The organism is Chryseobacterium sp. SIMBA_028 (assembly GCF_046535285.1).
Classification (GTDB): Bacteria; Bacteroidota; Bacteroidia; order Flavobacteriales; family Weeksellaceae; genus Chryseobacterium.
This window is the reverse complement of sequence record NZ_JAWRWZ010000004.1, coordinates 88,613-112,998: the sequence shown is the minus strand read 5'-3', so window position 1 is coordinate 112,998 and position 24,386 is coordinate 88,613. Positions and strand designations below refer to the sequence as shown.

The window sequence follows — 24,386 nt, the reverse complement described above, 5'->3', positions numbered from 1 at the left end:
TAGGAACGGGCTTTAGCCTGTTTTTTTATAAATAGACATTCCATTGGCTTGAGCCAAAACCTACTGATTTTTACTCATTTGCATAAATATTTTATCATTTATTATTTTCAAAGATAAAATTTATCCACTGTAAATCAGTTATTTAAATTCATTAGTGTAAAATTAACACAAATAAATTTGGCTGATGAAATGATATTGCTTTAAATTTGTGTAAAAATAACACATAATGAATTATACCCTACAAAATATTAAAGACAGATTTCAGAGGAAAGAAAGAATTAAGTTCCTGTTTTTCTGGGGACACACTGTTAAAGATGAAATTACCAAGTCATGCTTTAGTCAATGGTTTTTAGGAAAGTTTGAAGAAAACGGAATCATTTATAAAACTGCAGAACATTATATGATGGCAGGAAAAGCAAGATTATTTAATGATGCTGAAACTCTGGAAGAAATATTGCAGGCCGCTACCCCCAATCAGGTAAAAAGCCTGGGCAGAAAAGTAAAGAACTTTGATCCAAAAATTTGGGACGAACAGAAATATGAGATTGTAAAAAATGGTAACCTTTTAAAATTCTCCCAAAACAGAAAATTTAAAGACTTTCTTTTATCTACCAACGATAAAATCCTTGTAGAAGCAAGTCCTTATGATAAAATCTGGGGAATAGGAATGTTGGAAACAGATTCAAGAGCAGAAAACCCCTTGCTATGGAACGGAGAGAATCTTTTAGGATTTGCACTGATGGAAGTAAGGGATGAACTGAGAGGGTAAAAACACAATAACCAGCCACAAAATAGTAATCATGGAAAAAATAGAACTACACCCACAGATATTTCTGATTGAAGATTTTCTCACGGAAAGTGAATGCAATGATTATATAGCTTTGTCACAAGAAAAGGTTTTTGAAGAAGCAAAAATTGATGTTGGTGGCCGACAGCTTATGAGCAAAGGGATCAGGAATAATGATCGGTTGATGATTTTTGATAATAATCTGGCAGAAGAACTTTTTAAAAAAGCAGCTGAATTTCTTCCACAAGATCATGAAGATTTCACTCTTCTGAATTTTAACGAGATGTTCAGAGTATACAAGTACTCTACAGGACAGCAATTTAAGATGCATCGTGACGGAAGTTATATAAGAAATGATCAAGAGAAAAGCTTTTACACATTTTTGATCTATCTGAATGATGACTTTGAGGGTGGAGAAACAGAATTTGAAAACTTGTTTACAATTGCCCCTAGAAAAGGAACAGCATTAATCTTTTATCACCCTTTGAGACACGAAGGAAAAACACTAATTAGTGGTTTGAAGTATGTTTTGAGAACAGATGTAATGTATTCCCGTAAAAAGTAAAGAAATAAATGCGGGAATAATGCATAGCTATGTCTTTTTTAATTAGCGTAATAATAACACAAAAAAACAATCAGATATGGAAGATGAATTAAAACCAAGATTTATCGAATCATTACAAAGAAATAATGACCAGATCAGAGAAGACCGTGCAAGAACAATCGGAGAAGATTCAGAACTGATTTACAGGCGCAGGGTTGAAGATCTCGAGTTGAAAATAAAAAGACTTGAGCGCGAGCAGGAAAGGCTTATTGATATCAGCCCTTTGGACAGAAATAGTTTGACTTTTGCGGATTTTAATCCCGAAGCATTCATTCAGAAAGACATGGAATTATCATTAACAATCAGAAATCTAAATATCCAGCTCGAAGTTACCCAAAAGAGATTTGAATATTTATTTGGAAAAACATTTTAGTTATGGGAAGTACAAGATACGATATAGACGCTCGTTATCACAGAGCAAGCAAAGCCGGTTACGGAACAAAATCTGCCGGGGAAATCTTCACACAGAATGCCAAAAGAACAGCGCATAAAACAATGATTCCTCATGGTATTTCTTTCAGGGAATCCAGAGACTCTGAGGTACATCCGAATACAGTTCCTATTATTCTGGGATTGGATGTAACCGGAAGTATGGGACATATTCCGCATGAACTGATCAGGGAGGGCTTGCCTAAACTGATGGGTGGAATTATTCAGGGTGGAGTTCCGGATCCGGCATTGCTTTTCCTGGGAATCGGCGATCATGAATGTGACAGCTATCCATTACAGGTAGGGCAGTTTGAATCAGGTGATGAAGAATTGGATATGTGGCTTACCCGAACCTACATTGAATCCGGCGGGGGTGGAAATGCTGGTGAAAGCTATCTTTTGGCCTGGTATTTTGCAGCATTCCATACCAGAACAGATGCTTTTGAGAAAAGAAACCAAAAAGGATTGCTATTCACGGTAGGAGATGAGCCTTGTCTTAAAGTACTTTCAGCATCTGCCATTCGGGAGATTATGGGATCCGGACAAAAAACCTACACGCATTATGAATTGCTGGAGGAAGTAAAAAAGCGATACGAAGTTTATCACATTAATGTTCTCCATTCTGATCAGGCACTAAGAGCAAACAGGGATTGGAAAGAATTGTTGGGACAAAACTGTATATCAATAGAAGACCATAGAGAAATTCCGAATGTTATTAAAAAAATTATCTGTGAAAAATATAAAGATAAAACCTTTAGAACAGCAGATATAGATGGATTAGACAACGTTGAAATGCTTTAGATCATGAAAAAAGCGCAAATAGTTATAGGCTTGGGTTTCGGTGATGAGGGAAAAGGAATTACGACAGATTTTTTAGCTTCTCAGAATCAAAATTCCGTAGTAATAAGATTTTCAGGAGGGCAGCAGGCCGCTCATACGGTAATGATTGACAATCAAAAACACGTTCATTCCAGCTTTGCAAGCGGAGCACTTCGTGGATTACCCTCTTATTTTACCGAACATTGCACTATTCACCCTACATTTTTACTGAATGAAAGAGAGGAATTAAAGGCAAAAAAAGGGAATACAGAGCTTCATATTCATCCACTAGCCAAGGTAACCACCCCTTTTGATGTCTGGCAAAACAGAACAAATTCAAAAAACCTGGAGCATGGAACCTGTGGTAAAGGAGTAGGAGCTACCATGAAAAGACACGAAAGCTCTTATAAACTATTTGCCATTGATCTTATAGCACCAAGAGAAATGTTGATAGAAAAGCTAAAAGGAATCGCTTATTACTATGGCTTTATGGAAGAAGATCAGATAGAAAAAGAACTGAAGTCTTTTTTAGAAGCCATTGATCAGATAGATTGGAAAATAGATGATTATACCTATCTGAAACCATTTGAAAATCTCATTTTTGAGGGAAGCCAGGGAGTTTTATTGGATATGGATCATGGTGTTTTTCCGAATGTAACCTACGCTTATACCACCTCAAAAAATGCATATGAGATTTGTAAGTTGCTTAAAATTGAAGAAATTGAAACGTATTACGTGACCAGAAGATATGCAACACGTCACGGAAATGGCTGGATGAGCAATGAAAAAGATATCCGATTAAAAAACAATGAAGAAGAAACCTGTACCTTTAATGAATACCAGAAAGAGCTTAGGTTAGGGGATATAGATTATAATTTATTGAATTATGCCCTGAAATTGGATGGAGCTTATATCTGTTCAACGAAAAAGAATCTTGTTGTAACCTGCTTAGACCAGATTGATGAAGAATTTAAAGTTGATAAGCTGGAGATAAAGTTTGATGCCATTTATGGATCATATTCTCCTTATGCAAAGGATTTTAAAAAGCTCTCTGAAATCCTGTAAGATAGAGGGATTAATTCTATATTTAGTGTGAAAATAGAATGAGGATGGGAATAATGAATTAAAAATAAAAGATGAAAGAATTTGAAATAAGAGCAGATTATAACAGAGATACTATTGTCGTATATCAGGCTTATAATCATGAAATTGCAAAATCTGCAGTAGAAAATCAGAAATTTTGTGCTCCTTTTTCGTTTAACAGAATGACTTGGATTAAACCGTCTTTTCTTTGGATGATGGAACGAAGTAACTATGGACAAAAATCCAATCAGGAATGTACTCTTGCTATACATATTAAGCGGGAAGCTTGGGAAAAAGCGTTGAAACTGGCTATTTTAACTTCCCCTGAAAAAAGAGTTTATCCCAATCCTGAAAATTGGGAAGTACAGTTTGAAAATGCAAAGGTTCATGTACAGTGGGATCCGGAAAGGAATATCAGAGGAAATAAATTAGATTATCGTTCAATTCAGATCGGAATTAGCCGTTACTTGATAGAAGAGTTCAATGAAGAATGGATTGTAAAAATAGAAGATTATACGCCTCTGGTAAAAAAGATCTTAAGTTTTACCAAGCAAGGAGATTACAATAAAGCAAAGAAGCTGTTGCCAATAGAAAAAATATATCCATTATCAAAGGAACTCGCCCATAAAATAGGAGCAGAAATTTAAAAATAGAGATGATGAAGACAAAAAGACTTTACAGGCCGGTAGGAGAAAAAGAAATGATATTGATTATAAAGAATGAATACAAAAAATTTCCACCCAGACTGGAATGGCAACCCATTTTTTATCCGGTATTGGATGAAGACTATGCCTCAGAAATTGCTGAAAAATGGAATACCAGAGATGAGTTTGGAAACTATCTTGGGTTTGTAACTCAATTTGATGTGCTGGAAGAAGTAACCGATCAATATCCGGCGCAAAATGTAGGAGCCAGAAACCATAATGAATTGTGGGTGCCTTCAGAAGAGCTGGAAACATTTAATCAGGCTATTGTTGGAAATATTGAAGTAATAAAGGTCTTTATCGGAAAAGATTTTAATGGGTCTGCCAATAACGAAATAATGAAACTGATCAACATTTTAAAATGATATCCACAAATGTACCAATGAAAAGATTAGTGCATTCGTTTCAAAAGAAACACAATGAAAATTAAATTAAAAAATTATAAAGAACAGTTGCCTGATTGGCCTCAAATCGGGCCTCATATTATGGCACAATATGACGATGAGAAGATCATAGTATACCAGTCATATAAAAAAGAGATAGGCAAATTTGCAACTAAAAATCAATATTTTGGTGGTGGATTCAGTATGGAAAGGATGACTTGGATAAAGCCAAATTTCCTTTGGATGATGTATCGTAATGGCTGGGGGACAAAAGATGGGCAGGAATGTGTATTGGCAATCCACCTAAAGCTGGATGCTTTTAAAAAATATCTTGAAAGTGCGGTATACTCATCCTACAATACTAATCTTGGAATATCAAGAGAAGAATGGCAAGATCAAGTGAAAGAATCTTCTGCAAGGTTACAATGGGACCCAGATCATGATCCCCATGGAAATAAATTAGAAAGAAGAGCTATACAGATTGGTTTGAGAAATGAACTTATCCATTCTTTTGCTAAGGAAGATATTCTTTTAATTGAAGATATTTCAGATTTTGTAAAAGAACAATATAAGTTTGTTTTGAATGATGACTTGGATAACCTGATTATGCCGGAGGAAAATTCATTATTATTTGAGGATGAAGAATTAAATAGAAAACTCAATTTGGAATGAAATGATTTACAAAAAAACTATTAGATTAAAACAATGAAAAAACTAACCATATTAAGCGGTGCAGGAATCAGTGCCGAAAGTGGAATACAAACATTCAGAGACGGAGATGGTCTCTGGGAAAATCATAAAGTAACGGATGTGGCAAGTCCAGAAGGGTGGAGAAGAAATAGAGAGATGGTTTTGGAATTTTACAACCAAAGAAGACGTCAGCTTCATGAAGTAGAACCTAATGAGGCACATCAATTGCTGGCAGAACTGGAAAAATATTTTGATGTTCAGATCATTACCCAGAATATAGATGATCTGCACGAAAGAGCAGGTTCTACCAATATTCTTCATATTCACGGAGAATTGTTCAAGTCTTGCTCATGTAATAATAAAAGCCTGATTTATGAACAAAAAGGAGATATCTACCTTGGTGACAAAGCCGAAGACGGAGCGCAGTTAAGGCCTTTTATTGTCTGGTTTGGGGAAGATGTTCCCCTGTATCAGACAGCAAGAGAGTTGGTAAAAGATTCTGATATTTTAGTAGTTGTCGGAACCTCATTGCAGGTATATCCAGCTGCTGGGCTGATTCATGATATCAAGGATGATTGCCTTTTAATTGTAATCAATCCTAACGAAACAGGCTTTGGCTACGGGCAGAGAGCCGTAGTGATGAAAGAACCCGCAACAAAAGGAATGAAACTTTTATTTGATAAACTGGTAAATCTTGCCTGATAAACATAAATATTCCATATAACAATGAAAACCTTAATACAAACAATATCAAACCTTTTTTTCAAAAAAGAGAAAGTAGATTTGAAAAAATTTCCTGAAGAAAGCTTACCCGAGTACAGCGGGAAAGTTGAGGTTGATAAATACATGGAAATTGACCATATCGGTGTAAAAAATTCTGACAATTATTTATTCAGAACGCCGAGTGAAATCCTGAAAATATTAACCAATAAAATGTTGTTTTGGGTGGATCAAAAGAATAATTTGTTAGGATTTTCAGATAGTAAAAGAAGTAAATTATTTATTTTGACTGATATTAAAGGGTTTGAGATTCAGAATATGCTTCCAGCAAAAGGACAGGGAGGTTCATTTCTTTCCGTTGGTTTATCAAATGGAAGATTCTATGAGATTTCTGAAGCCGGAGTGTATACCTTTGATAAATATGCAGATGACATATCAAAAATAACAGGAATAGCAGTGACGTTCGCCCCCGAATATTATAATTGCTAATTATAAAAAAACAACCATGAACGAAATAGAAACAAAGAGAATAAGTAAATTTTTAAGCCTTATTTTGAGGCACCAACCCGAAAGTATTGGACTAAAGCTGGATGAAAATGGCTGGGCAGATGTAGAAGAGCTGAGAACGAAATCAGCCAGAAAAAGAATTCATTTTACCTTGGAAGAGCTGGATGAGGTTGTAGAAACCAATAATAAAAAAAGGTTTGCTTTCAATGATGATAAAAGCAAAATCAGAGCAAGTCAGGGACATTCTATTGATATAGATCTGGCTTTGGAAGCATTGCAACCCCCTGAATTTCTTTATCATGGAACTGCAGAAGCCAATATTTTTTCCATTTTTGAAAAAGGAATTGAAAAGAGAAACCGTCAACATGTACACTTAAGTGCTGATAAAGAGACCGCTACAAAGGTAGGGATGAGACATGGGAAACCTGTTATTCTAACTATCAGAACCGGAAAAATGCATGAAGACGGGTTGTTCTTTTATCAGTCAGCAAACGGAGTATGGCTCACTGAGTTTGTAGATGCAAAATATATTTAAAAATAGAAAGAATAAAAAGCTTGATTGAAGCCATAAAAAATGTAGATTCCCGTCAAATGATAAGTGAAAAATAACAAAATGAACAGAACTTTAGTAATAGGTGATATCCACGGAGGATTTAAAGCATTACAGCAGGTTTTTGAACGTGCTGAGGTTACTCCAAATGATACATTGATCTTCCTTGGAGACTATGTTGATGGCTGGAGTGAATCTTCCCGAATTATTCAGTTTCTAATAGATCTTTCTCAAAAGCAGGAATGTATTTTCATCAAGGGAAACCACGACGCCTGGTGTGAAGATTGGCTGGCATTGGGACAAAGTCCTGATATGTGGCTTTTTAATGGCGGGACAAGCACAGTAGAAAGCTATTCAGATTATGAGCTGGAAGACCTGGAGGGTCACCTTGAATTCTTTCAAAGGATGAAAAGCTATCATGTGGATGATCAGAACCGACTGTTTATTCATGCGGGATATGCTTCCATGCACGGTCCTGAAAAAGAAGTGTATTCCAGTAACTACCGTTGGGACAGAACCCTTTGGGAAACAGCAGTAGCAATGGATAAAAAATTAGAAAGGAATTCTGAATTATACCCTAAAAGGCTGCTTTTATTCAAGGAAATATTTATCGGGCATACCCCAACACTGGATATTGGAAGTAAAATACCAACTAACAAAGCTAATGTCTGGAATATGGATACCGGAGCGGCTTTCACAGGAGCCCTATCCATTATGGATATAGACACTAGAGAATTCTGGCAAAGTGATCCGCTTTCATCCCTATATCCTGATGAAAAAGGAAGAAATTAATGATTTTTTAAATAAGCCTCATACGTTTTCAAAACCTATGGGGTTTTTTATTTTTACAGTACAATTTAGCCTTTTTGTCATTTTATTTTTTTTGACAACTTCATATTGACTAATTTTAAATCCTGAAAATAATACGTCAATGAAACTGAAATACCTCCTGCTCACACTGAGTTCGTCTCTACTTTTTGCTCAGAAAACATTTCAGACTCCTTTTGAGAAAGGGAATGGTAACCAAACCGTTACCTATGATGAGATGAATTCTTATTATGAAAATTTAGCTGAAAATTTTAGTACCATTCAATATCTTGAAAAAGGAGAAGACGATAATGGAAAACCTATTTATGTTGTCATTTACAATCCCTTTCCTGAAAAGGATATCGATAAACTAAGAAAAAATAAAGCCGTTCTCTTTGTCAATAACGGAATTCACCCCGGAGAACCCGACGGAATTGATGCGACCATGATGCTGATGCGAGATCTGGCAACCAAGAAGATCAAAACACCGCAAAACTTCGTTATAGCTGCTATTTCTGCCTACAATATCAGCGGAATGTTGAATAGAGGATCCCATTCTAGAGCTAATCAGAACGGGCCGGAACAATATGGTTTTAGAGGAAATGCAAGAAACTATGATCTGAACAGGGACTTCATTAAGGCAGACTCTAAAAATGCCAGAAGCTTTCAGGAAATTTATCAATGGTTACAACCGGATGTTTTTATTGACAATCACGTCAGTAATGGGGCAGACTATCAGTATACATTTACTTATATATCAACATTTAAAGAACGGTTGGGAGATGTTCTTGGAACCTATTTTTATAATGACTATCAAGCTAAAAACCTTGATGATATGAAGAAATTAGGATATGAAAGTACACCCTACGTAAACATTCACGGCGATGTTCCTGAAGTTGGTTTTGCTTCCTTTGAAGATTCTCCGAGGTATTCCACAGGGTATACAACCTTGTTCAATTCATTAGGTACCGTTCCTGAAACCCATATGCTGAAAGCCTATGACAAAAGAGTAGATGCTACTTACAAGTATATGCTGGTGAATCTGCAGAATTTAGATAAGGATTATCAAAAAATAAAACAGCTTCGTCTGGATAATCTAAAACAATATCAGGCGGGAAAACAATACGGAATCCGATGGAAAATAGACTCTACCAAGTTTACAACGATGGATTTTAAAGGCTACGAAGGAAAATATAAACCCAGTAAAGTTTCAGGAAAGCCAAGACTGTATTATGACAGAAGCAAACCCTTTACAAAAAATATAAAACTTTTTACCACAGCTGTTCCTACAGGATATATTACCATTCCTAAATACTATGTAATTCCGCAGTCACAGTACAAGGTGATAGATGAATTCAAAAGAAATGGAATTCAGATGAAACCCATTCAGAAAGACAGTACGGTTTTAGTAGAATGCTACAAGATCAGAGATTTTAAAACCGTAAAAAATCCTTATGAGGGACATTATCTGCATTATGAAACCTCTGTAGACAAAGCTTCTAAAAATAGAACATTTACTGCGGGTGATTATATGGTTTCTACAGATCAACCTGGTGTAAAGTATATTATTGAAACTCTTGAACCTGAGGCATTAGACTCTTTTTTCAATTGGAACTTTTTTGATGGAATCCTGGCTCAAAAAGAATATTATTCAGCCTATATTTTTGAAGATACCGCTGCAGAACTTTTGAAAAATGATAAAAAGCTAAAAGAAGACTTTGAAGAAGCTAAAAGATCAGATAAAAAGCTATCTGAAGATGGAGAATCACCGCTGGATTGGGTCTACAGACATTCTCCTTATTTTGAAGAAAAAACTTTCAGACAGTATCCTGTGTATAGGGTGTTGTAACCTATTGTAAATTAAATAATAAACTAAAAAAAGACGTTTCATTTGAAACGTCTTTTTTACTTATTTTGGTAAGCCTCTTTTTAAGGCTATCTCTGCCCTTTTGATCGCCATCTTTTCTTTCCAGTCCATATATTTCTTTCTAAAACTGGACTTCATAATATCATCAAATTTACGCTGTACAGTAAGGTTCCATAAAGAATGGGCCTTTACTGCCCACGATTTATCCCATGCTCTCAGGGAAATAGAGAATGAACCATCCAGATACTTCATCCAGTGCCACCATCCTGTAGGCATAAACAAAGTATCTCCATGCTCAAGGAAGCATTCAATCCCTTCTACACCATCCAAAGCGGGAAATTTTGTGAGGTCCGGATTTTCAATGTCATAATCTTCCAGGGCATAGGTTGCATATGGAATTTGATACAATCTTTCTCTCCATTTATAGTCAAAAAGAAGAACATGCTTTCTTCCATTAAAATGAGTGTGGAAAATATGCGCCATATCTATGTCAAAATGTAAGAATGTCACAGATCCTTTTCCTCCAAAGAACATATTAGGATACTTATCAAGAAAACCTCCCATTAATTCTTTGGGAGAAATATAGTCTTCGAGAAGTTTTGGAGCATATTTTATAGGGTCGAACAGGAAAATTCTCAGATCAGTAGGCTCACGTTGAATAAGATCTATATAATCACCGAACTTCATTTTGGCCGCAGAAGCATTGATGGGAGCAGAAGGATCTGCCTTTGAACTGTCGTATAACGGGACTTCCACATCTCCTACAACCTCTTTCATGTATTCCATCGTCCATTTTTGGTAAGCCGGCCACTTTTTTGCCATATTCTTGATGACAACGGGCTTTCTTGGCTTTAGATATTTTTCGAAGAATTCCTCTTTAGAAATATCATCTACAACATCTATAGGCTTTAAAATAATTCCCATTTTGTAAATTTTATGTTACAAAATTATTAAATAATTATTTACGAACCCAGATTTAAGCTTTTTTTAATGTATACCTTGAATTGAATTTATTATTTAGAATTAATAAAAATAATTATATTCTTATTTTATGATGAAAAATTCACTTTTATTATATAAATATTAATAAAAACACATTGCAACAATACAACGAATTAAAAATAGAATTTTAATGAAAAAAATCCATTCAGTGCATTAGATATGGTTTTTATTGAACAATAAATTTGTAGATAGAGTTCATAAAATAAAAGATAAATAGCTAAAATGTTATATCAATTGAATAAATGTTGAAGTATTTATATTCTAATTTTTAAATATTCTAAACCCACAGGATATTTTTAATTTGAAAATAAAAACCTCTATTTTTTATAATTAATTTAAATGCTGATAATGTGTTGTTTATGATTTTTATTATTCAATAAATGGTGATTTTAAGCAAAAAAACAGCACCCTTTACTCCCTCAATCTATCTTTCAAATCTAAGGTTAAAAATTCTTTCCTCATCCTTCGTCAAACAAAATTATAACGATGTTTTTAGTGATATGATTTAACTTTTGAAGATAAAATACATCTTTAAAAAAGTGTAACGAAAAACCACAATGATTAACTAATTAATCAAATAGTAAATATGAAAAAAAATATTTCCCTATTTCTGATGCTTTTTTTTACTGTGCTTACATTTGCGCAGAAAACGGTCTCAGGAAAAATTACTGATGATGATGGGGTAGCTATACCAAGTGCCAGTGTGACCATTGAAGAACCCGGTAAAGATGCCATTCTTGCTTATGGGATTACCAATGCTAAAGGAGAATACAAGGTGATTTTTACCTCTGTAGAATCTAATGTGGACCTTAAGGTAAAGGCATTTAATCAAAAACCTCTTACAAAACAGATCGGAAATAATGATCAGGTTCTGAATTTTAAAATGCAGTCTGAGGCTACAGAAATAAAGGAAGTACAGTTGAAAACCAAAATGATTACAGCAAGAGGAGACACCATCTCTTATGATCTAAAGGCATTCAACAGTAAAAACGACAGAACCCTGGCAGATGTAATGAAAAAAATTCCGGGAATTGAAGTCAATACCGATGGAACTATTCTTTACCAAGGAAATGCCATCAACAAATTCTATGTGAACGGAAAAGATCTTATGGAGGGCGGATATGGTACCATCAACAATTCTCTTCCAAAAGATGCCGTACAAAAAGTAGAAGTACTGGAAAACCACCAACCGGTAAAAATTCTTCAGGATAAAGTGCCTTCAGATCAGGCGGCAATCAACATAAAGCTTAAAAACTCCGTGACCATGACCGGTAGAGGAGAGGTAGGAACCGGTTTTGGAGATCCATGGCTTTGGAATGTAAAATTGACACCCATGTTTTTCGGGCAAAAAAGCCAATGGGTTGTCAACTATAAAACCAATAACATGGGTGAGCAGGTGGAAAATGAAGGCAATATCCTTGCTTTTGGAAGCGCATGGGAAGGGAAAAGATCAAATGTTTCTCAAAATAACTGGCTAAGTGTAGAAAATGCTGAAGCCCCCAATCTTCCGGTAAAAAGATATTTGCTGAATAATGTACATTACCTTTCAGCCAATTACCTTACCAATATTGACAAGAAAAAAGAATGGGAACTAAAAGCCAATGCCAACTATACAAATAACGCAGTAGAAAGAGAATCGAACAGTACAACGACAGATATTCAACAAGGAACACAATATAATACCAGATTCCTGAATAACTTTTATACGGATAAATTAAAGGGAGAATTGATTTTTACTAAAAATGCTAAAAAAGGATTCTTTAAAAACACGACTACATTTTCTCAGTTCTGGAATGCAGACCGGGCAGTTGCGGAAAGAAATGATAAAATGGGTTATAGATTTGGAAATGAAGCGTTGGAATCACCTACTACATCATTTCAGAACTCTTTGAGTACAATTATTCCCTGGAAAGAAAAAATGGTGAATTTCAAATCCTACATAAGTTACCAAAACGATAAGCAGGTATTGGAAATTTCTCCTGCCAATTATTTACAGTTTCCTTATAGAGAGAAAGTTACAGATGAATTTACAACCATAAAGTTTACTCCGGGAACTACTGCTTTACAAAGCTTTAGAATTAAAAGTTTAGATACGTCACATTCAGCAAACATCAGTTTTTCTACAAAAGGATGGACCTTTACCCCACAAGTTGGAATTGATTTTTCTACAGATAAGCTAACCACCAATTTTGATGGAATCACAGAGGATAGCAAACCTGATTTCAGTACTCCGGCCTATGAAAATGATTTAAAATTTACAAGAGTTAATCCATCGGCTTCTGTTGGAATTAATTATAAATCAGAAGCGTGGAGCTTATTTTCCAGCTTTCCTGTAAATTTTAATAATATAAAAGCAGAGGATGAGTTCAGAAACGTTTCAAAATCTTTAAGTAAAATAACCTTTACCCCCAATATTTTTGCTCAATATTCTTTTGCTTCTTTCTTTAAAGCAAGTGTGAGCGGAGGTATCAATAATAATTTTGGAGATATACAGACGGCTTATGCTGGATATATTCTGACAAGTCCGGGAGGATTTAATGTTATGAATCCTAAAAACCCAATCCCACAAACGACTACAAAAAATGCAGGAGTAAGGCTGGAATACAGAAATCCACTTAATAATCTTTTCTTTAATGTGGGGTATAGATTAAGTGATGCTAAGAATAATTTACTGGCATCCAGTGCAGTAAACGAATTAGGTTTTAGTGTTATTGAATATATTGAACGCGAGAATAAAAGAACAAGCAATAGTTATTATGCAGAAATTGGAAAATATTTTCCAAACTTTAAAACGAACGCTTCTTTATCATTTAGTAATACCAATTCAAAATCTGAATCCAGAAGAAATGAACAGGATCTGAATACTAAAAATGATGCAAACTCTTTAGGATTTAAATTCAACAATACCTATTTCTCATGGATGAGTGTAGATTTCAACATGACAAAATCATGGAACAAGCAATCTAACGGAATTATTCAGAATAATCTAGGAAAAACAGAAGGCTACACACATAATTTAAATGTATTCTTCTATCCATTGGAGAGTCATACAATAGGGTTTTACTGGGATCAGATCAATTCAAAATTAGGAGACACAAAATTAAATAATGGCTTTTTTGATGTATCCTATCAGTTCAGTTGGACTAAGAAAAAAGTTGATTTTGAATTAAAATGGATGAATATTGCCAACAGAAAAGTATTTGAAAGAATCAATGTAGGAGACGCCACGGTTACCCAAACAACAATGCAGCTTCGTCCTAGTCAGGTTATGTTTAGCGTAAAATTCAATTTTAAATAAAAATAAAAAACCAATCCCTGAGGATTGGTTTTTTCATTGAGATATAGTAATGTATTAAAAGCCTTGATAGTCGGCAGACGGTCCATAACTTCCCGGCAAAGGAATGTCATTTAGCCTGTAATAAACGCCTAGCTGCGCTCTGTGATGAGTAATTTGATTCAACGCATGGCGAATCGATTCGTATTTTGTCCATTTTGCCAGTTCCTGTCCATTGTTTTTCAGTGCCCAGGTTCCATTAAGGTCATTTTCATTGGCATTTTCAAGAGCTTCCTTACCTGATTTGAAATTTTGGTCAAGAGCCTGTAAAAGATCTTCTTTGTTAGAAAGCCTCTTGGGCTGATAGTCACCACTTCCAAAATCCAGATCAGAAGTTTTGAGCATCGTATTGGGCCATTCGAAGATTTCAGCAATATGGGTGGCAAGGGGCATTAGTTTCATGCTTTTTTCATGAGGAGCATACTCATTTTTTTCGTCAGGATAAGTTTCAAAAAATTTTCTGGTGGTGTGATATTCCGCCTCCAACTCATTTTTAAATTGCGATAAAGTGTCCATAATATTTTGTTTTTGAGAAGTTTAAAGTTAAAACTTTTAATTCTGAAAATGTTTTAACGGAATCATAATTTTTAATATTCTGTTGTAACTCGTAAAAGAAAATTGGAAAAAACTGTAACAAAACTTCATAATCCATTACTAATTAATAAAACTTGAAAAATGGAAAAGTTATTTTCAGTATTTCTTATCACTCTTTTTGCTTTTGCTGGTGCTCAGGATACTAAAGAAACGGCTAACCGATTCTTTTATGAACTGACTTTTAAACCTAAAAAAGATTCTGCAAAACTGGATAAGGTAATTACGATCCTGGACATTACAGATAAAAACAGATCAGTTTATCAGGATTATACTGTAATAGCGCAGGATTCTATCATGAAAATTGAAATAGAGGCCATGCAAAAAGCTGGCATGATGAAAGACCTTAGCAAGTCACTTAAAACGCCAAAAATTTCTGCAAGGATATATAAGGTTTATCCAAGTATGAAAGTTCAGTATGTAGATAAAATTGCAAATGGTTTTACGCCAAGTAATATTGGATACAGCGAAGATCTAAAGTTCAACTGGAATATTCTTAGCGACAAACAAAAGATTGGAGACTACAATGCTCAAAAGGCAACTACTGATTTTGGGGGAAGAAAGTGGACCGCATGGTTTACTACAGATATTCCTTTTCAGGACGGACCGTATAAATTTTATGGACTTCCGGGATTAATTGTAAAGATTGAAGACGCGGATAAAAATTATTCTTGGGTATTACAGGGAAATAAGAAAGTAAAAGATTATACAGAGTTTTCTTACATTGAGAACTTGATGCATGCATCCGGAGGAAAAGTAAATGAATTATCAAAAGAAAAATTTGAAAAGACATTCAATGATTTCAAAAAAGACCCATTTGCTTCTGTACGTCCAATGATGACACAGGACATGATGTCTAAAACAATTCCCGGAATGGACGGAACACTGGGAGACATGATGAAGAAACAGGAAAAACAATACAAGGAGTTTTATAATGCCAACGATAATCCTATCGAAAAAGAGCAGCCTGCTTCAGACAAAAAGAAAAAATAAGCATTCATATCAACTAAATTATATTTTAAGTCAACCCAGATACAGTAATGTATTTGGGTTGATTTCTTTTATGGACAATCGTTATTTAGATTAAATTTAAATAGCGTATATTTGCAAGACAAAAATTTAGGCTTTGAAAGAGAACGAATTACATAAATTAAGTGGATTTCCTAAAAACAAAATGGGAAAGATATTGGGATATGATAATGACCATCTGAAAATGCCCAATAAAATCATTGAAATGGGTCTCCTTCCGGAGACTGTATTCAGGATTTTGTACCAGGCTCCATTCAATGGGCCAATGTATGTAGAATTTGGAGCAGAGAAAAGCCGGATTGCTCTTCGTGAGGAAGAAGGAGATTATATCATTGTTGAAGAATTGAATTAATGCAGGCAAACAAGAAAAAACAAATACTTTTAGTTGGGAATCCTAATGTAGGGAAGTCGACGGTTTTTAATGCACTTTGTAACAAAAAGCAGAAAACCGGGAACTATGCAGGTGTTACCGTTGCAAGCCATTCGGGAAATTACACCTATAAAAATGAGGACGTTGAGGTTATTGACCTTCCGGGTTCTTATAGTGTGTATCCAAGTTCAGAAGATGAGGCTATTTTTTCAAAATACCTTATTGACGAACAGAAAAACTATGCAGGGGTTGTTTATATTCTTGAAGCATTAAGCCTAAAAAGAGGTCTTCTTTTATTTCAGCAGATTCAGGATCTTGGAATTCCAATGATTTTGATTGTGAACCAGATAGATCAGGCAGAACGAAGAGGAATTACCATAGATATTCAAAAGTTTTCCGAAGCATTAGGGATTACGATCATTCAAACCAATGCCAAAGAACAAATCGGGATCAATGAAGTAAGAGATGCTGTTTATAACAATGAATTTGTGCAGACAGATCAACTTTCTTTTGAAACACCGGCAGAACACAGAGATTTCATCCAGAAACTGGCTTCTCATAAAGGGTTGGATAATGAATATAAAGCATGGATGAGCCTTTCATTAGGAACGGACCTTGGAAAGATAGGATCTGTAATGGAACAGATTAATGAATCTGATGCTAAAAGTCTGGTTCCTAAAAGACTGCAGGTTCAGGAAACGGTTAGGAGATACCAAAATGTTGATAAGATATTAGAGAACGTAATTTCCAAAAAACCTCAGTTCAAAGAGTTATTAACGGAAAAACTGGATAGGGTTTTGGTTCATAAGTTCTGGGGTTACGTTGTTTTCTTAGCCATCCTATTGGTAATTTTCCAAAGTGTTTTCTTCCTTGCCGAATATCCAATGAACTGGATTGAAGAAACTTTCTCATGGTTGGCCGCTTTTACCAATGAACACCTTCCGGAAGGACCTGTCAATTCATTGATTTCCAACGGAATTGTTCCGGGGATCGGAGGGATTGTTGTATTCGCACCACAAATCGGAATTTTATTATATTTCCTATACTTATTGGAGGATTCAGGATACATGGCAAGGGTGGTTTTCCTTATGGATAGACTTCTTCGCCCATTCGGACTTAATGGGAAAAGTATAGTGCCTCTTGTTTCAGGAACAGCTTGTGCAATTCCAGCAGTTATTTCAACAAGGAATATTGAAAATGTTAAAGAAAGATTACTAACGATATTGGTAACACCATTTATGACCTGCTCAGCGAGACTTCCGGTGTACAGTATCATTATTGGATTAATCATCTCAGAAGGATCTTTCCTGGGGATCAAATATAAGGCGCTCGTATTGATGGGAATGTATTTGCTAGGCTTTTTAGTGGCATTACTTTCCGCGGCGATTCTTAAAGGATTTATTAAGGACAAAGGAAAAACCTATTTGGTAATGGATCTTCCGGCCTATAAAAAACCGCTTTTTGGCTATGACTTTAAAATGGTACTGGGTAAAGTATGGGATTTCATTACCGGTGCGGGTAAAATTATCTTCATTGTAAGTATTATTATCTGGTTTTTAAGCTATTTCGGACCAAAACAAAATCCAAATGAAATGGTAGCCGCGAATGTTGAATTGGATCATTCTTACCTTGCTAAAATGGGTAAAGGAATAGAGCCGTTAATTGCTCCATTGGGATACGACTGGAAAATGGGAGTGGGGATTCTTACAAGTTTTGTAGCAAGAGAGGTATTTGTAGGAACAATGTCAACGCTTTATAGCCTTGAAGATGATGCTCCTGAAGTAAAAGTGATTGATAAAATGAGACGAGATGTGAAACCAAACGGAGAGAAAGTCTTCAGTTTTGCAACAGGTATCTCAGTTCTTCTATTCTACGCATTTGCAATGCAGTGTATTTCTACACTGGCAGTAGTCTATAGAGAAACCAAAAGCTGGAAATGGACAGGCTTTCAGGTGGCTATGATGACAGGTTTGGCATATTTTGTGTCGATGATAGCATATCAAATTTTAAAGTAATGGATTCTTCATTAATTTTTCAGTATGTACTTATTGCATTAATTGTAGCTTTTGCTTGTTTCTCCCTATTCAAGGTGCTTAAAAAGAACTTTGCTCCAAAGAAATTTAGCTCCAAAAGAACAAATTGTGATAAAGACTGCGGTTGTTCTTAACATTCAATTGAGCGGATAATTGAAAAAAATGTAGTAATTTCATTTTTTTAATTTAAAATATCCAGTTTGAACGTTCCGGGAATAGCACTTGTTTTATTATTTTTTTTATTTGCCATTCAGGTAAATGCACAAAAGGATACTACTAATATCAAGTCCTACGCAGATCAGGTAATGGTCCGCGCCAATCTGGATACCAATATTGAAAGCTTTATTTTCTCAGAAGGAGAGGACGGAAAAGAAAATCAGCAGATATTTACGATTAACAATAAAACAAAAGTTTCCTTATCTGTTGACTATAAAATTATAAGTGCAACCGTATCGTTTGCGCCTAAGTTTTTTTCAGATAACAAGGAAAATGAATTGAAGGGAAACAGCTCCTATACAGACTTCAGTTTCAGATTATTTCCCAAAAGATTTATTCAGACTCTTTACTACAAAAATGTTAAAGGATTTTATATTGAAAACATGCAGGATCTCTTTCCCGGTTGGAAAGAGGGTGATCCTTATATGCAGTTTCCAGACTTAAGAGTACAGAGCTTTGGAGGCTCTACCTCCTATATTCTTAATAAAAATTTTTCAGCAAAAAGTATCTATACCCAGGGTGAATGGCAGAGTAAAAGCAGTGGCAGCTGGGTTCCGTTTCTAGATTATGATCTTACTGTTCTCAGAAATAAGGTAGATGACAAAAAAGTTAAAGAGACACAATATAAAATTGGAGGGAATATTGGATATTTCTACAATTGGGTAATCGGTAAAAATGTAAATATCTCACCCTATCTTGCCCTTGGACTTGGTGGGAAATTTTCAACCTATCGAAATGTTCTGGAGGATGGCTCAAGAGAGAATGCACACTATTTAACCTTAAGAATGGAGGGCGGTCTTCATGTGGGATACAATACAGACCGGTTTTTATTTGGGGGAAAAATGAACTTCAATACCTACGCCTATAATCAGACGAAAAATCAGGCCGTACAAAATAATAATGTGTATGGTTTGCTGTATATTGGCTATCGTTTTGCCCCTCCAAGAGTGGTGAAGAATACCTATGATAAAATTCAAAAAAAGATTCCTGTTTTATAAGTTGAAAATCTTTTTAAGTATCTTTGTTTTGGATAAGTTATAATACTAACAATAAGAAATAAAAACCTAATGTCGTTAATAAAATCTATTTCAGGAATTCGCGGAACCATTGGCGGAAGAGTTAATGATAACCTTACACCACTCGATGTGGTAAAATTTGCATCCGCATTTGGAACCTGGCTTCAGAATAATAAAAATAAAAAAGATCTTACCCTTATCATCGGAAGAGATGCCAGAATTTCTGGCCAGATGGTTTCTTCCTTAGTTACTGCAACATTACAGGGATTAGGGATCAATGTGGTAGATTTAGGTCTCTCTACAACGCCTACCGTTGAAGTAATGGTACCTGAGTTGAATGCTGATGGAGGAATTATCCTTACGGCGTCTCACAACCCAAAGCAATGGAACGCCCTTAAGCTTTTAAACGAAAAAGGAGAGTTTATCAGTGGTGAAAATGGTGCTGATGTTCTTGCTCTTGCAGAAAGCGAAGATTTCAATTATGCTGAGGTAGATGATCTTGGAAAGTATGAAACAAGAGAAGATGCCTTTGATATCCACATTCAGCAGATTCTTGATTTGCCGATGGTAGATGTGGAAGCCATTAAAGCAAAAAACTTCAAAGTGGTACTGGATGCTGTCAACTCTACGGGAGGAATTGCAATTCCAATGCTATTAGACAAACTAGGCTGTGAGACCATTAAATTGTACTGTGAACCAACAGGTCACTTTCCACACAATCCAGAGCCTTTAAAAGAACATTTGGGAGACATTTGTGAATTGGTTAAAAAAGAAAATGCAGACCTTGGAGTAGTTGTAGATCCGGATGTAGACAGATTAGCCCTAATTGATGAAAAGGGAGAAATGTTCGGCGAAGAATATACATTGGTTGCTGTTGCAGATTACTTGCTAAAACATAAAAATGGAGTGGCAATCTCTAACCTTTCTTCAAGCCGCGCCTTGAGAGATGTAGCACAGGCACATAACTCAGAATACTTTGCAAGTGCTGTAGGCGAAGTAAATGTAGTTACCTTAATGAAAGAGAAAAATGCAGTAATTGGAGGTGAAGGCAATGGAGGTATTATTTATCCTGAATTACATTATGGAAGAGACTCTTTAGTAGGAGTAGCCTTATTCTTAACCCATCTGGCAAAGGAAAATAAAACGGTTTCCGAGCTAAGAGCAGGATATCCAAGCTATTTCATGGGTAAAAAGAAAATAGAATTGACACCGGAAATTGATGTAGATGCTATTTTAAGCAAAATGGAAAAGGAGTACCAGAATGAAGAAGTTTCTACTGTAGATGGTGTTAAAATAGACTTTGAAAACAATTGGGTTCATCTTAGAAAATCCAATACGGAGCCAATCATCAGAATTTATACAGAAGCTAAATCCCAAGAAGAAGCTGATAAATTAGGAGATGATATCATTGCCAAGATTAAAAGTTTAATTTAAATAAATCATAAGAACGGAACCCACAAAGCTCCGTTCTTTTTTTATACCAAAATGTTTGAGCACATCAAGAATAAATTCCCTTTCCCAAAGGAAAAATGGAGAAAGTTTTTAAGCAGTTTTGAAAGAATGGAGGTTCCTGCCAAAACCTTGCTATTACAGGAGGGAGAAGTCTCATATAATGCCTTTTATATCGAGAAAGGAATCATAAGAGCCTGGTATAATAATGATGGTAAGGATGTGACATTTCAATTCTTTCTGGAAAACACCATGTTCTCTTCTTTGGAAAGCTTTAAAAAAGGTCTTCCCAGTATGGTTTCCTTTGAAACAATAGAACCCTGCATTCTGTATAAAATCAAAAAGCCAGAGGTTGAAGCCTTTCTGGAGGAAGGTTATGATAATCCAGAGCTCAGAACTCTATTTATGGATGCTCTTTTCGAAAGAATATTCGACTATATGAAGCATTTCTTTTCATTCATCAAGGATACTCCCCAGCAACCATACCTCAATCTCGGTAAAGCAAAACCAGAGATCATTAAAAGAGTTCCTCAGCATTATATTGCTTCCTATCTGGGCGTTACAACGGTTCATCTCAGCAGGATAAAAAGTAAAATTTTGAAAGAAAAACTTTTGTAACATAAAACACACAAAGAATTTACTATTTCTATTGAATGAGGATAATAACCTCCAGCATTCCTATATGTTCGTTCTGCTTTTAAAACTGATAACAAATGTTATTGCACTACAGGTCTTTCCGGAGATAATTTTGCATAAAATTTAAGATAATGAAAGCAGCAGTCGTATTTGAAAAAGGACAAGCCCCTCAATATGCAGACTTTCCGGAACCCAAAGTAATACAGGAGAATGAAGCTTTGGTATCTGTAAAGGTAGCATCCATCAAAAACCTTGATAAAGCCAGAGCCAGTGGAAAGCATTATTCTACTGAAAATAATGTACATCAACCAACAATTGTAGGGTCTGATGGAGCTGGGTATTTGGAAAATGGCTCAAAGGTTTATTTTTTTAGTAAAAAAGGAACCGTTGCAGAGAAAGTGGTTGCAGATAGGAAAATGATGGTTGAAATCCCTGAAGATTTAGACTTTTCCATAGCTGCAGCATTGCCAAATGCTGTCATGGGATCCGCAATGGCTCTAAGGTTCAAGGTAAGAATGCAACCCGGGGATGTTGTATTGGTTAATGGCGCAACAGGAATCACCGGTAGAATAGCTGTGCAGATTGCAAAACTGTATGGCGCTAAAAAAATTATTGTCACCGGGAGAAATCAAGAATCCCTGCAGGTACTTCGTGAGTTGGGTGCTGATGAGGTTGTATCCCTGCAGTTGAATGATGAGGATTTTAAAGAAAAGATAAGGGAGATTCACCGTAAAACACCCATAGACGTTGTGCTGGACTATATCTGGGGACATTCTGTGGAGATGATTTTATCAGCATTTAAAGGGGACGGAACATTCTCTCATAAGATGAAGCTGGTTACGATAGGAGAAATGAGTGGAGATACCATTCAATTATCTTCACAAATCCTTAGAGGAACAGATATTCAGATTTCAGGATCTGGGCTGGGAAGCTGGACCCAAGAAGAATATGCTCTTTTATTTTCAGAAATCATACCGGAAATGTTTCAGGCGGCCGTAGATGGAAAGATTAAAATAGAAACAGAAGAGGCTGATATTAAAAATATCGAAACGGTGTGGAATGGCGAGATACAAACCGGAAAAAGGCTTGTAATAAGAATTTAACCCCAATTTCCATTTTTTTATCCACAATCCTTTTATTGGTTTTCTTTTTTTACTATTTTTATAATAGAAATTTATGAAATGGTTAATTCAAAAAAAAATCGCAACTTTGCATAAATATTTGAATATCAGTTTCAGATGTATTATTAATTAAACGTTTGCCGGGGTCTGTAAGCAACTTCAGGCATCGGGCCGACAAAGAGGACACTATTGGAAGAGTATTTTGGAAATGAACTTGTAAAAAAGTTCGAGGAAATGATGGAAAACAATGACGAATTCTACTTCGATACAGAAGAGTTAGAAGATATCATTGTTTATTATTTGGAGCTTGGTGATTTTAATTACGCTGATATGGCTGTTAATTATGGACTGAAGCTTCACCCTAATTCATTGGATATCAAGATTAAAAAACTTGAGATTCTTTTGGAGTGGGAAGAGTATAATACCGCTAAAGATCTTATCAATGAGCTGAAAGGTTCCTCCATGGAAAATACAGACTTTTTGGTATGCTACGCCAAGTATTATTCGAACCTGGGAAATCCCAGAAAATCCATTGAAATCTGCAAGAAAGCCTTGACCCTAGAAGAAGAAGAAAATTTTCTTCACAACTTTATTGCGGATGAATATGTGAATCTTGGAGATCCCTTTAACGCTCTTAAGCACTATAGAAAAGCATTGAAGGAAGATCCTTCCGATGAATATGCCCTTGAAAATTGTATGGTGTGCTTCAGTGACCTGAACAAGAGTGAGGAGGCTATTGCCTTTCTTAATGAATATTTAGATGATTTCCCTTATTCCGAGATTGCATGGTTTGAGTATGGGCAATTTTATTTCAATAGAAAGAACTACGAAGAATCAATAAAAGGATATGACTATTTAATAGCCATTAATTCAAGTTCTGTTGGAGTTTATGCCAATAAAGCAGCTTGTTATGAAGCTCTGGGACAATACCAAAAAGCAATTGAAACGTATGAGGAAATGCTTGAGCTTGAATATACCAAGGCATTTACCTTTTATAAGATCGGATTATGTAATAAAGCATTAAAGCAGCCTATTTTGGCTTTGAATGCTTTCCAGAAATCGTTAAGAGAAGACCCTCAGTTTTATCTTGCGATGATGGAACAGTCATACCTGTATGAAGAAATGGGCGGAATGACAGAGGCATTGCATTTTGCCAAGGAAGCAACCCAATTGAATGAAAACAACCTTGATTATCAAAAAAGACTGGCATTTTTATTCATTGATTCAGGAAAATTTGAAGAAAGTCTTTCCTGTCTTAAGAAGTTGGTAGATGCGGAGCCATCAAGGTTTTACAACTGGTATGCCTATTCTGAAGTTTTGATGCTTGTAGGCGAATATGAAGAAGCCGTAACGGTTTTGAATGCAGCTGTAAAAAGTCATCACAGAGCAGAGTTGTTTTATCAGCTAAGCAACTGTTTCTTTAATCTAAAGCTACAGGATAAAGGAGTAGAATCTCTTCAGAAAGCCTTGGATCTTGACCCATCTCTGGTTAAAGATATGCAGAAAAAATATCCTTTCATCAAGGATGAAGTGAAAAAGGTTAAGACAACCAAAGTGAAGAAAAAGAACTAGATCTAATCTAAAATAATAAAAAACCTGCTGAAATGCAGGTTTTTTTATTGAAGAATTAGGTCAAATA

Annotated in this window: 24 protein-coding genes; 22 read left to right on the top strand and 2 right to left on the bottom strand. The window is 35.4% G+C overall.

The features are described from left to right. Window positions 1-226 precede the first annotated feature (226 nt). The 13 genes from SCA31_RS06440 (at window position 227) to SCA31_RS06380 (ending at window position 9,932) form a co-directional block, all read left to right on the top strand. Window positions 227-769 (top strand): NADAR family protein, encoded by a 543-nt coding sequence (locus tag SCA31_RS06440; protein WP_410696134.1) that lies wholly within the window; start codon window positions 227-229, stop codon window positions 767-769. Window positions 770-800: 31 nt separating this feature from the next. Continuing rightward, on the top strand, window positions 801-1,352 hold the full coding sequence (locus tag SCA31_RS06435; RefSeq protein WP_410696132.1) for a 2OG-Fe(II) oxygenase: 552 nt from the start codon (window positions 801-803) through the stop codon (window positions 1,350-1,352). A gap of 76 nt (window positions 1,353-1,428) precedes the next feature. Beyond that, window positions 1,429-1,764: a hypothetical protein gene (locus SCA31_RS06430; protein WP_410696130.1), complete on the top strand. Its 336-nt coding sequence runs from the start codon at window positions 1,429-1,431 to the stop codon at window positions 1,762-1,764. Window positions 1,765-1,766: 2 nt separating this feature from the next. Continuing rightward, window positions 1,767-2,621 (top strand): hypothetical protein, encoded by an 855-nt coding sequence (locus SCA31_RS06425; RefSeq protein WP_410696128.1) that lies wholly within the window; start codon window positions 1,767-1,769, stop codon window positions 2,619-2,621. Between the two features lie 3 nt (window positions 2,622-2,624). Then, on the top strand, window positions 2,625-3,704 hold the full coding sequence (locus SCA31_RS06420; protein ID WP_410696127.1) for an adenylosuccinate synthetase: 1,080 nt from the start codon (window positions 2,625-2,627) through the stop codon (window positions 3,702-3,704). A 71-nt stretch (window positions 3,705-3,775) separates the two neighbouring features. Further along, on the top strand, window positions 3,776-4,369 hold the full coding sequence (locus SCA31_RS06415; RefSeq protein WP_410696125.1) for a DUF4291 domain-containing protein: 594 nt from the start codon (window positions 3,776-3,778) through the stop codon (window positions 4,367-4,369). Window positions 4,370-4,380: 11 nt separating this feature from the next. Beyond that, window positions 4,381-4,791 (top strand): ADP-ribosylation/crystallin J1, encoded by a 411-nt coding sequence (locus SCA31_RS06410; protein ID WP_410696124.1) that lies wholly within the window; start codon window positions 4,381-4,383, stop codon window positions 4,789-4,791. 54 nt (window positions 4,792-4,845) lie between these two features. Then, window positions 4,846-5,481: a DUF4291 domain-containing protein gene (locus SCA31_RS06405; protein ID WP_410696123.1), complete on the top strand. Its 636-nt coding sequence runs from the start codon at window positions 4,846-4,848 to the stop codon at window positions 5,479-5,481. 33 nt (window positions 5,482-5,514) lie between these two features. Continuing rightward, the gene (locus SCA31_RS06400; RefSeq protein WP_410696122.1) at window positions 5,515-6,201 is read left to right on the top strand and encodes a Sir2 family NAD-dependent protein deacetylase; all 687 of its coding nucleotides are present in this window, start codon (window positions 5,515-5,517) and stop codon (window positions 6,199-6,201) included. Between the two features lie 24 nt (window positions 6,202-6,225). Beyond that, window positions 6,226-6,708, top strand: a complete 483-nt coding sequence (locus SCA31_RS06395; protein ID WP_410696121.1) for a hypothetical protein — start codon at window positions 6,226-6,228, stop codon at window positions 6,706-6,708. 16 nt (window positions 6,709-6,724) lie between these two features. Next, entirely contained in the window at window positions 6,725-7,261 is a 537-nt protein-coding gene (locus tag SCA31_RS06390) for an RNA 2'-phosphotransferase (RefSeq protein WP_410696120.1), read from the top strand. Between the two features lie 78 nt (window positions 7,262-7,339). After that, window positions 7,340-8,068 (top strand): metallophosphoesterase family protein, encoded by a 729-nt coding sequence (locus SCA31_RS06385; protein WP_410696118.1) that lies wholly within the window; start codon window positions 7,340-7,342, stop codon window positions 8,066-8,068. A 139-nt stretch (window positions 8,069-8,207) separates the two neighbouring features. Next, window positions 8,208-9,932, top strand: a complete 1,725-nt coding sequence (locus SCA31_RS06380) for a hypothetical protein (RefSeq protein ID WP_410696116.1) — start codon at window positions 8,208-8,210, stop codon at window positions 9,930-9,932. A 60-nt stretch (window positions 9,933-9,992) separates the two neighbouring features. Here the strand turns inward: SCA31_RS06380 and SCA31_RS06375 are convergent, their stop codons facing one another. Next, window positions 9,993-10,874 (bottom strand): cupin-like domain-containing protein, encoded by an 882-nt coding sequence (locus SCA31_RS06375; protein ID WP_410696114.1) that lies wholly within the window; start codon window positions 10,872-10,874, stop codon window positions 9,993-9,995. A gap of 664 nt (window positions 10,875-11,538) precedes the next feature. Here SCA31_RS06375 and SCA31_RS06370 point away from each other — a divergent pair. Next, a complete protein-coding gene (locus SCA31_RS06370; protein WP_410696113.1) occupies window positions 11,539-14,250 on the top strand; it encodes a hypothetical protein in 2,712 nt (903 codons plus the stop codon). Window positions 14,251-14,304: 54 nt separating this feature from the next. Here the strand turns inward: SCA31_RS06370 and SCA31_RS06365 are convergent, their stop codons facing one another. Next, window positions 14,305-14,802 carry a DinB family protein gene (locus tag SCA31_RS06365; RefSeq protein ID WP_410696112.1) on the bottom strand — a complete coding sequence of 166 codons (498 nt, stop codon included), beginning with the start codon at window positions 14,800-14,802 and terminating at the stop codon, window positions 14,305-14,307. A 159-nt stretch (window positions 14,803-14,961) separates the two neighbouring features. Between SCA31_RS06365 and SCA31_RS06360 the strand changes: the two genes are divergently transcribed. The 8 genes from SCA31_RS06360 to SCA31_RS06325 all read left to right on the top strand — a co-directional run bounded on the left by SCA31_RS06360 (window position 14,962) and on the right by SCA31_RS06325 (window position 24,319). Next, window positions 14,962-15,870 (top strand): GLPGLI family protein, encoded by a 909-nt coding sequence (locus SCA31_RS06360; RefSeq protein WP_410696110.1) that lies wholly within the window; start codon window positions 14,962-14,964, stop codon window positions 15,868-15,870. A 133-nt stretch (window positions 15,871-16,003) separates the two neighbouring features. Then, a complete protein-coding gene (locus SCA31_RS06355; RefSeq protein WP_076352849.1) occupies window positions 16,004-16,258 on the top strand; it encodes a ferrous iron transport protein A in 255 nt (84 codons plus the stop codon). Then, complete coding sequence (gene feoB, locus SCA31_RS06350; protein ID WP_410696109.1) at window positions 16,258-18,291, top strand: ferrous iron transport protein B; 2,034 nt, start codon at window positions 16,258-16,260, stop codon at window positions 18,289-18,291. Before SCA31_RS06355 ends, feoB begins: the two co-directional genes overlap by 1 nt. A 218-nt stretch (window positions 18,292-18,509) precedes the next feature. Then, window positions 18,510-19,523, top strand: coding sequence for a DUF4421 family protein (locus tag SCA31_RS06345; protein WP_410696107.1), 1,014 nt, complete (start codon window positions 18,510-18,512; stop codon window positions 19,521-19,523). A gap of 69 nt (window positions 19,524-19,592) precedes the next feature. After that, a complete protein-coding gene (gene glmM / locus SCA31_RS06340) occupies window positions 19,593-20,975 on the top strand; it encodes a phosphoglucosamine mutase (RefSeq protein WP_410696105.1) in 1,383 nt (460 codons plus the stop codon). 51 nt (window positions 20,976-21,026) lie between these two features. After that, window positions 21,027-21,608 carry a Crp/Fnr family transcriptional regulator gene (locus SCA31_RS06335; RefSeq protein WP_410696103.1) on the top strand — a complete coding sequence of 194 codons (582 nt, stop codon included), beginning with the start codon at window positions 21,027-21,029 and terminating at the stop codon, window positions 21,606-21,608. Between the two features lie 149 nt (window positions 21,609-21,757). Then, the gene (locus SCA31_RS06330; RefSeq protein WP_410696101.1) at window positions 21,758-22,729 is read left to right on the top strand and encodes a quinone oxidoreductase family protein; all 972 of its coding nucleotides are present in this window, start codon (window positions 21,758-21,760) and stop codon (window positions 22,727-22,729) included. A 207-nt stretch (window positions 22,730-22,936) separates the two neighbouring features. Beyond that, the gene (locus tag SCA31_RS06325) at window positions 22,937-24,319 is read left to right on the top strand and encodes a tetratricopeptide repeat protein (RefSeq protein WP_410696099.1); all 1,383 of its coding nucleotides are present in this window, start codon (window positions 22,937-22,939) and stop codon (window positions 24,317-24,319) included. The last annotated feature ends 67 nt before the right edge of the window (window positions 24,320-24,386 follow it).

Coding starts and splice junctions, on each gene's coding strand:
- SCA31_RS06440 (WP_410696134.1), top strand. CDS start 227: ATGAATTATACCCTACAAAATATTAAAGACAGATTTCAGAGGAAAGAA.
- SCA31_RS06435 (WP_410696132.1), top strand. CDS start 801: ATGGAAAAAATAGAACTACACCCACAGATATTTCTGATTGAAGATTTT.
- SCA31_RS06430 (WP_410696130.1), top strand. CDS start 1,429: ATGGAAGATGAATTAAAACCAAGATTTATCGAATCATTACAAAGAAAT.
- SCA31_RS06425 (WP_410696128.1), top strand. CDS start 1,767: ATGGGAAGTACAAGATACGATATAGACGCTCGTTATCACAGAGCAAGC.
- SCA31_RS06420 (WP_410696127.1), top strand. CDS start 2,625: ATGAAAAAAGCGCAAATAGTTATAGGCTTGGGTTTCGGTGATGAGGGA.
- SCA31_RS06415 (WP_410696125.1), top strand. CDS start 3,776: ATGAAAGAATTTGAAATAAGAGCAGATTATAACAGAGATACTATTGTC.
- SCA31_RS06410 (WP_410696124.1), top strand. CDS start 4,381: ATGAAGACAAAAAGACTTTACAGGCCGGTAGGAGAAAAAGAAATGATA.
- SCA31_RS06405 (WP_410696123.1), top strand. CDS start 4,846: ATGAAAATTAAATTAAAAAATTATAAAGAACAGTTGCCTGATTGGCCT.
- SCA31_RS06400 (WP_410696122.1), top strand. CDS start 5,515: ATGAAAAAACTAACCATATTAAGCGGTGCAGGAATCAGTGCCGAAAGT.
- SCA31_RS06395 (WP_410696121.1), top strand. CDS start 6,226: ATGAAAACCTTAATACAAACAATATCAAACCTTTTTTTCAAAAAAGAG.
- SCA31_RS06390 (WP_410696120.1), top strand. CDS start 6,725: ATGAACGAAATAGAAACAAAGAGAATAAGTAAATTTTTAAGCCTTATT.
- SCA31_RS06385 (WP_410696118.1), top strand. CDS start 7,340: ATGAACAGAACTTTAGTAATAGGTGATATCCACGGAGGATTTAAAGCA.
- SCA31_RS06380 (WP_410696116.1), top strand. CDS start 8,208: ATGAAACTGAAATACCTCCTGCTCACACTGAGTTCGTCTCTACTTTTT.
- SCA31_RS06375 (WP_410696114.1), bottom strand. CDS start 10,874: ATGGGAATTATTTTAAAGCCTATAGATGTTGTAGATGATATTTCTAAA.
- SCA31_RS06370 (WP_410696113.1), top strand. CDS start 11,539: ATGAAAAAAAATATTTCCCTATTTCTGATGCTTTTTTTTACTGTGCTT.
- SCA31_RS06365 (WP_410696112.1), bottom strand. CDS start 14,802: ATGGACACTTTATCGCAATTTAAAAATGAGTTGGAGGCGGAATATCAC.
- SCA31_RS06360 (WP_410696110.1), top strand. CDS start 14,962: ATGGAAAAGTTATTTTCAGTATTTCTTATCACTCTTTTTGCTTTTGCT.
- feoB (WP_410696109.1), top strand. CDS start 16,258: ATGCAGGCAAACAAGAAAAAACAAATACTTTTAGTTGGGAATCCTAAT.
- glmM (WP_410696105.1), top strand. CDS start 19,593: ATGTCGTTAATAAAATCTATTTCAGGAATTCGCGGAACCATTGGCGGA.
- SCA31_RS06335 (WP_410696103.1), top strand. CDS start 21,027: ATGTTTGAGCACATCAAGAATAAATTCCCTTTCCCAAAGGAAAAATGG.
- SCA31_RS06330 (WP_410696101.1), top strand. CDS start 21,758: ATGAAAGCAGCAGTCGTATTTGAAAAAGGACAAGCCCCTCAATATGCA.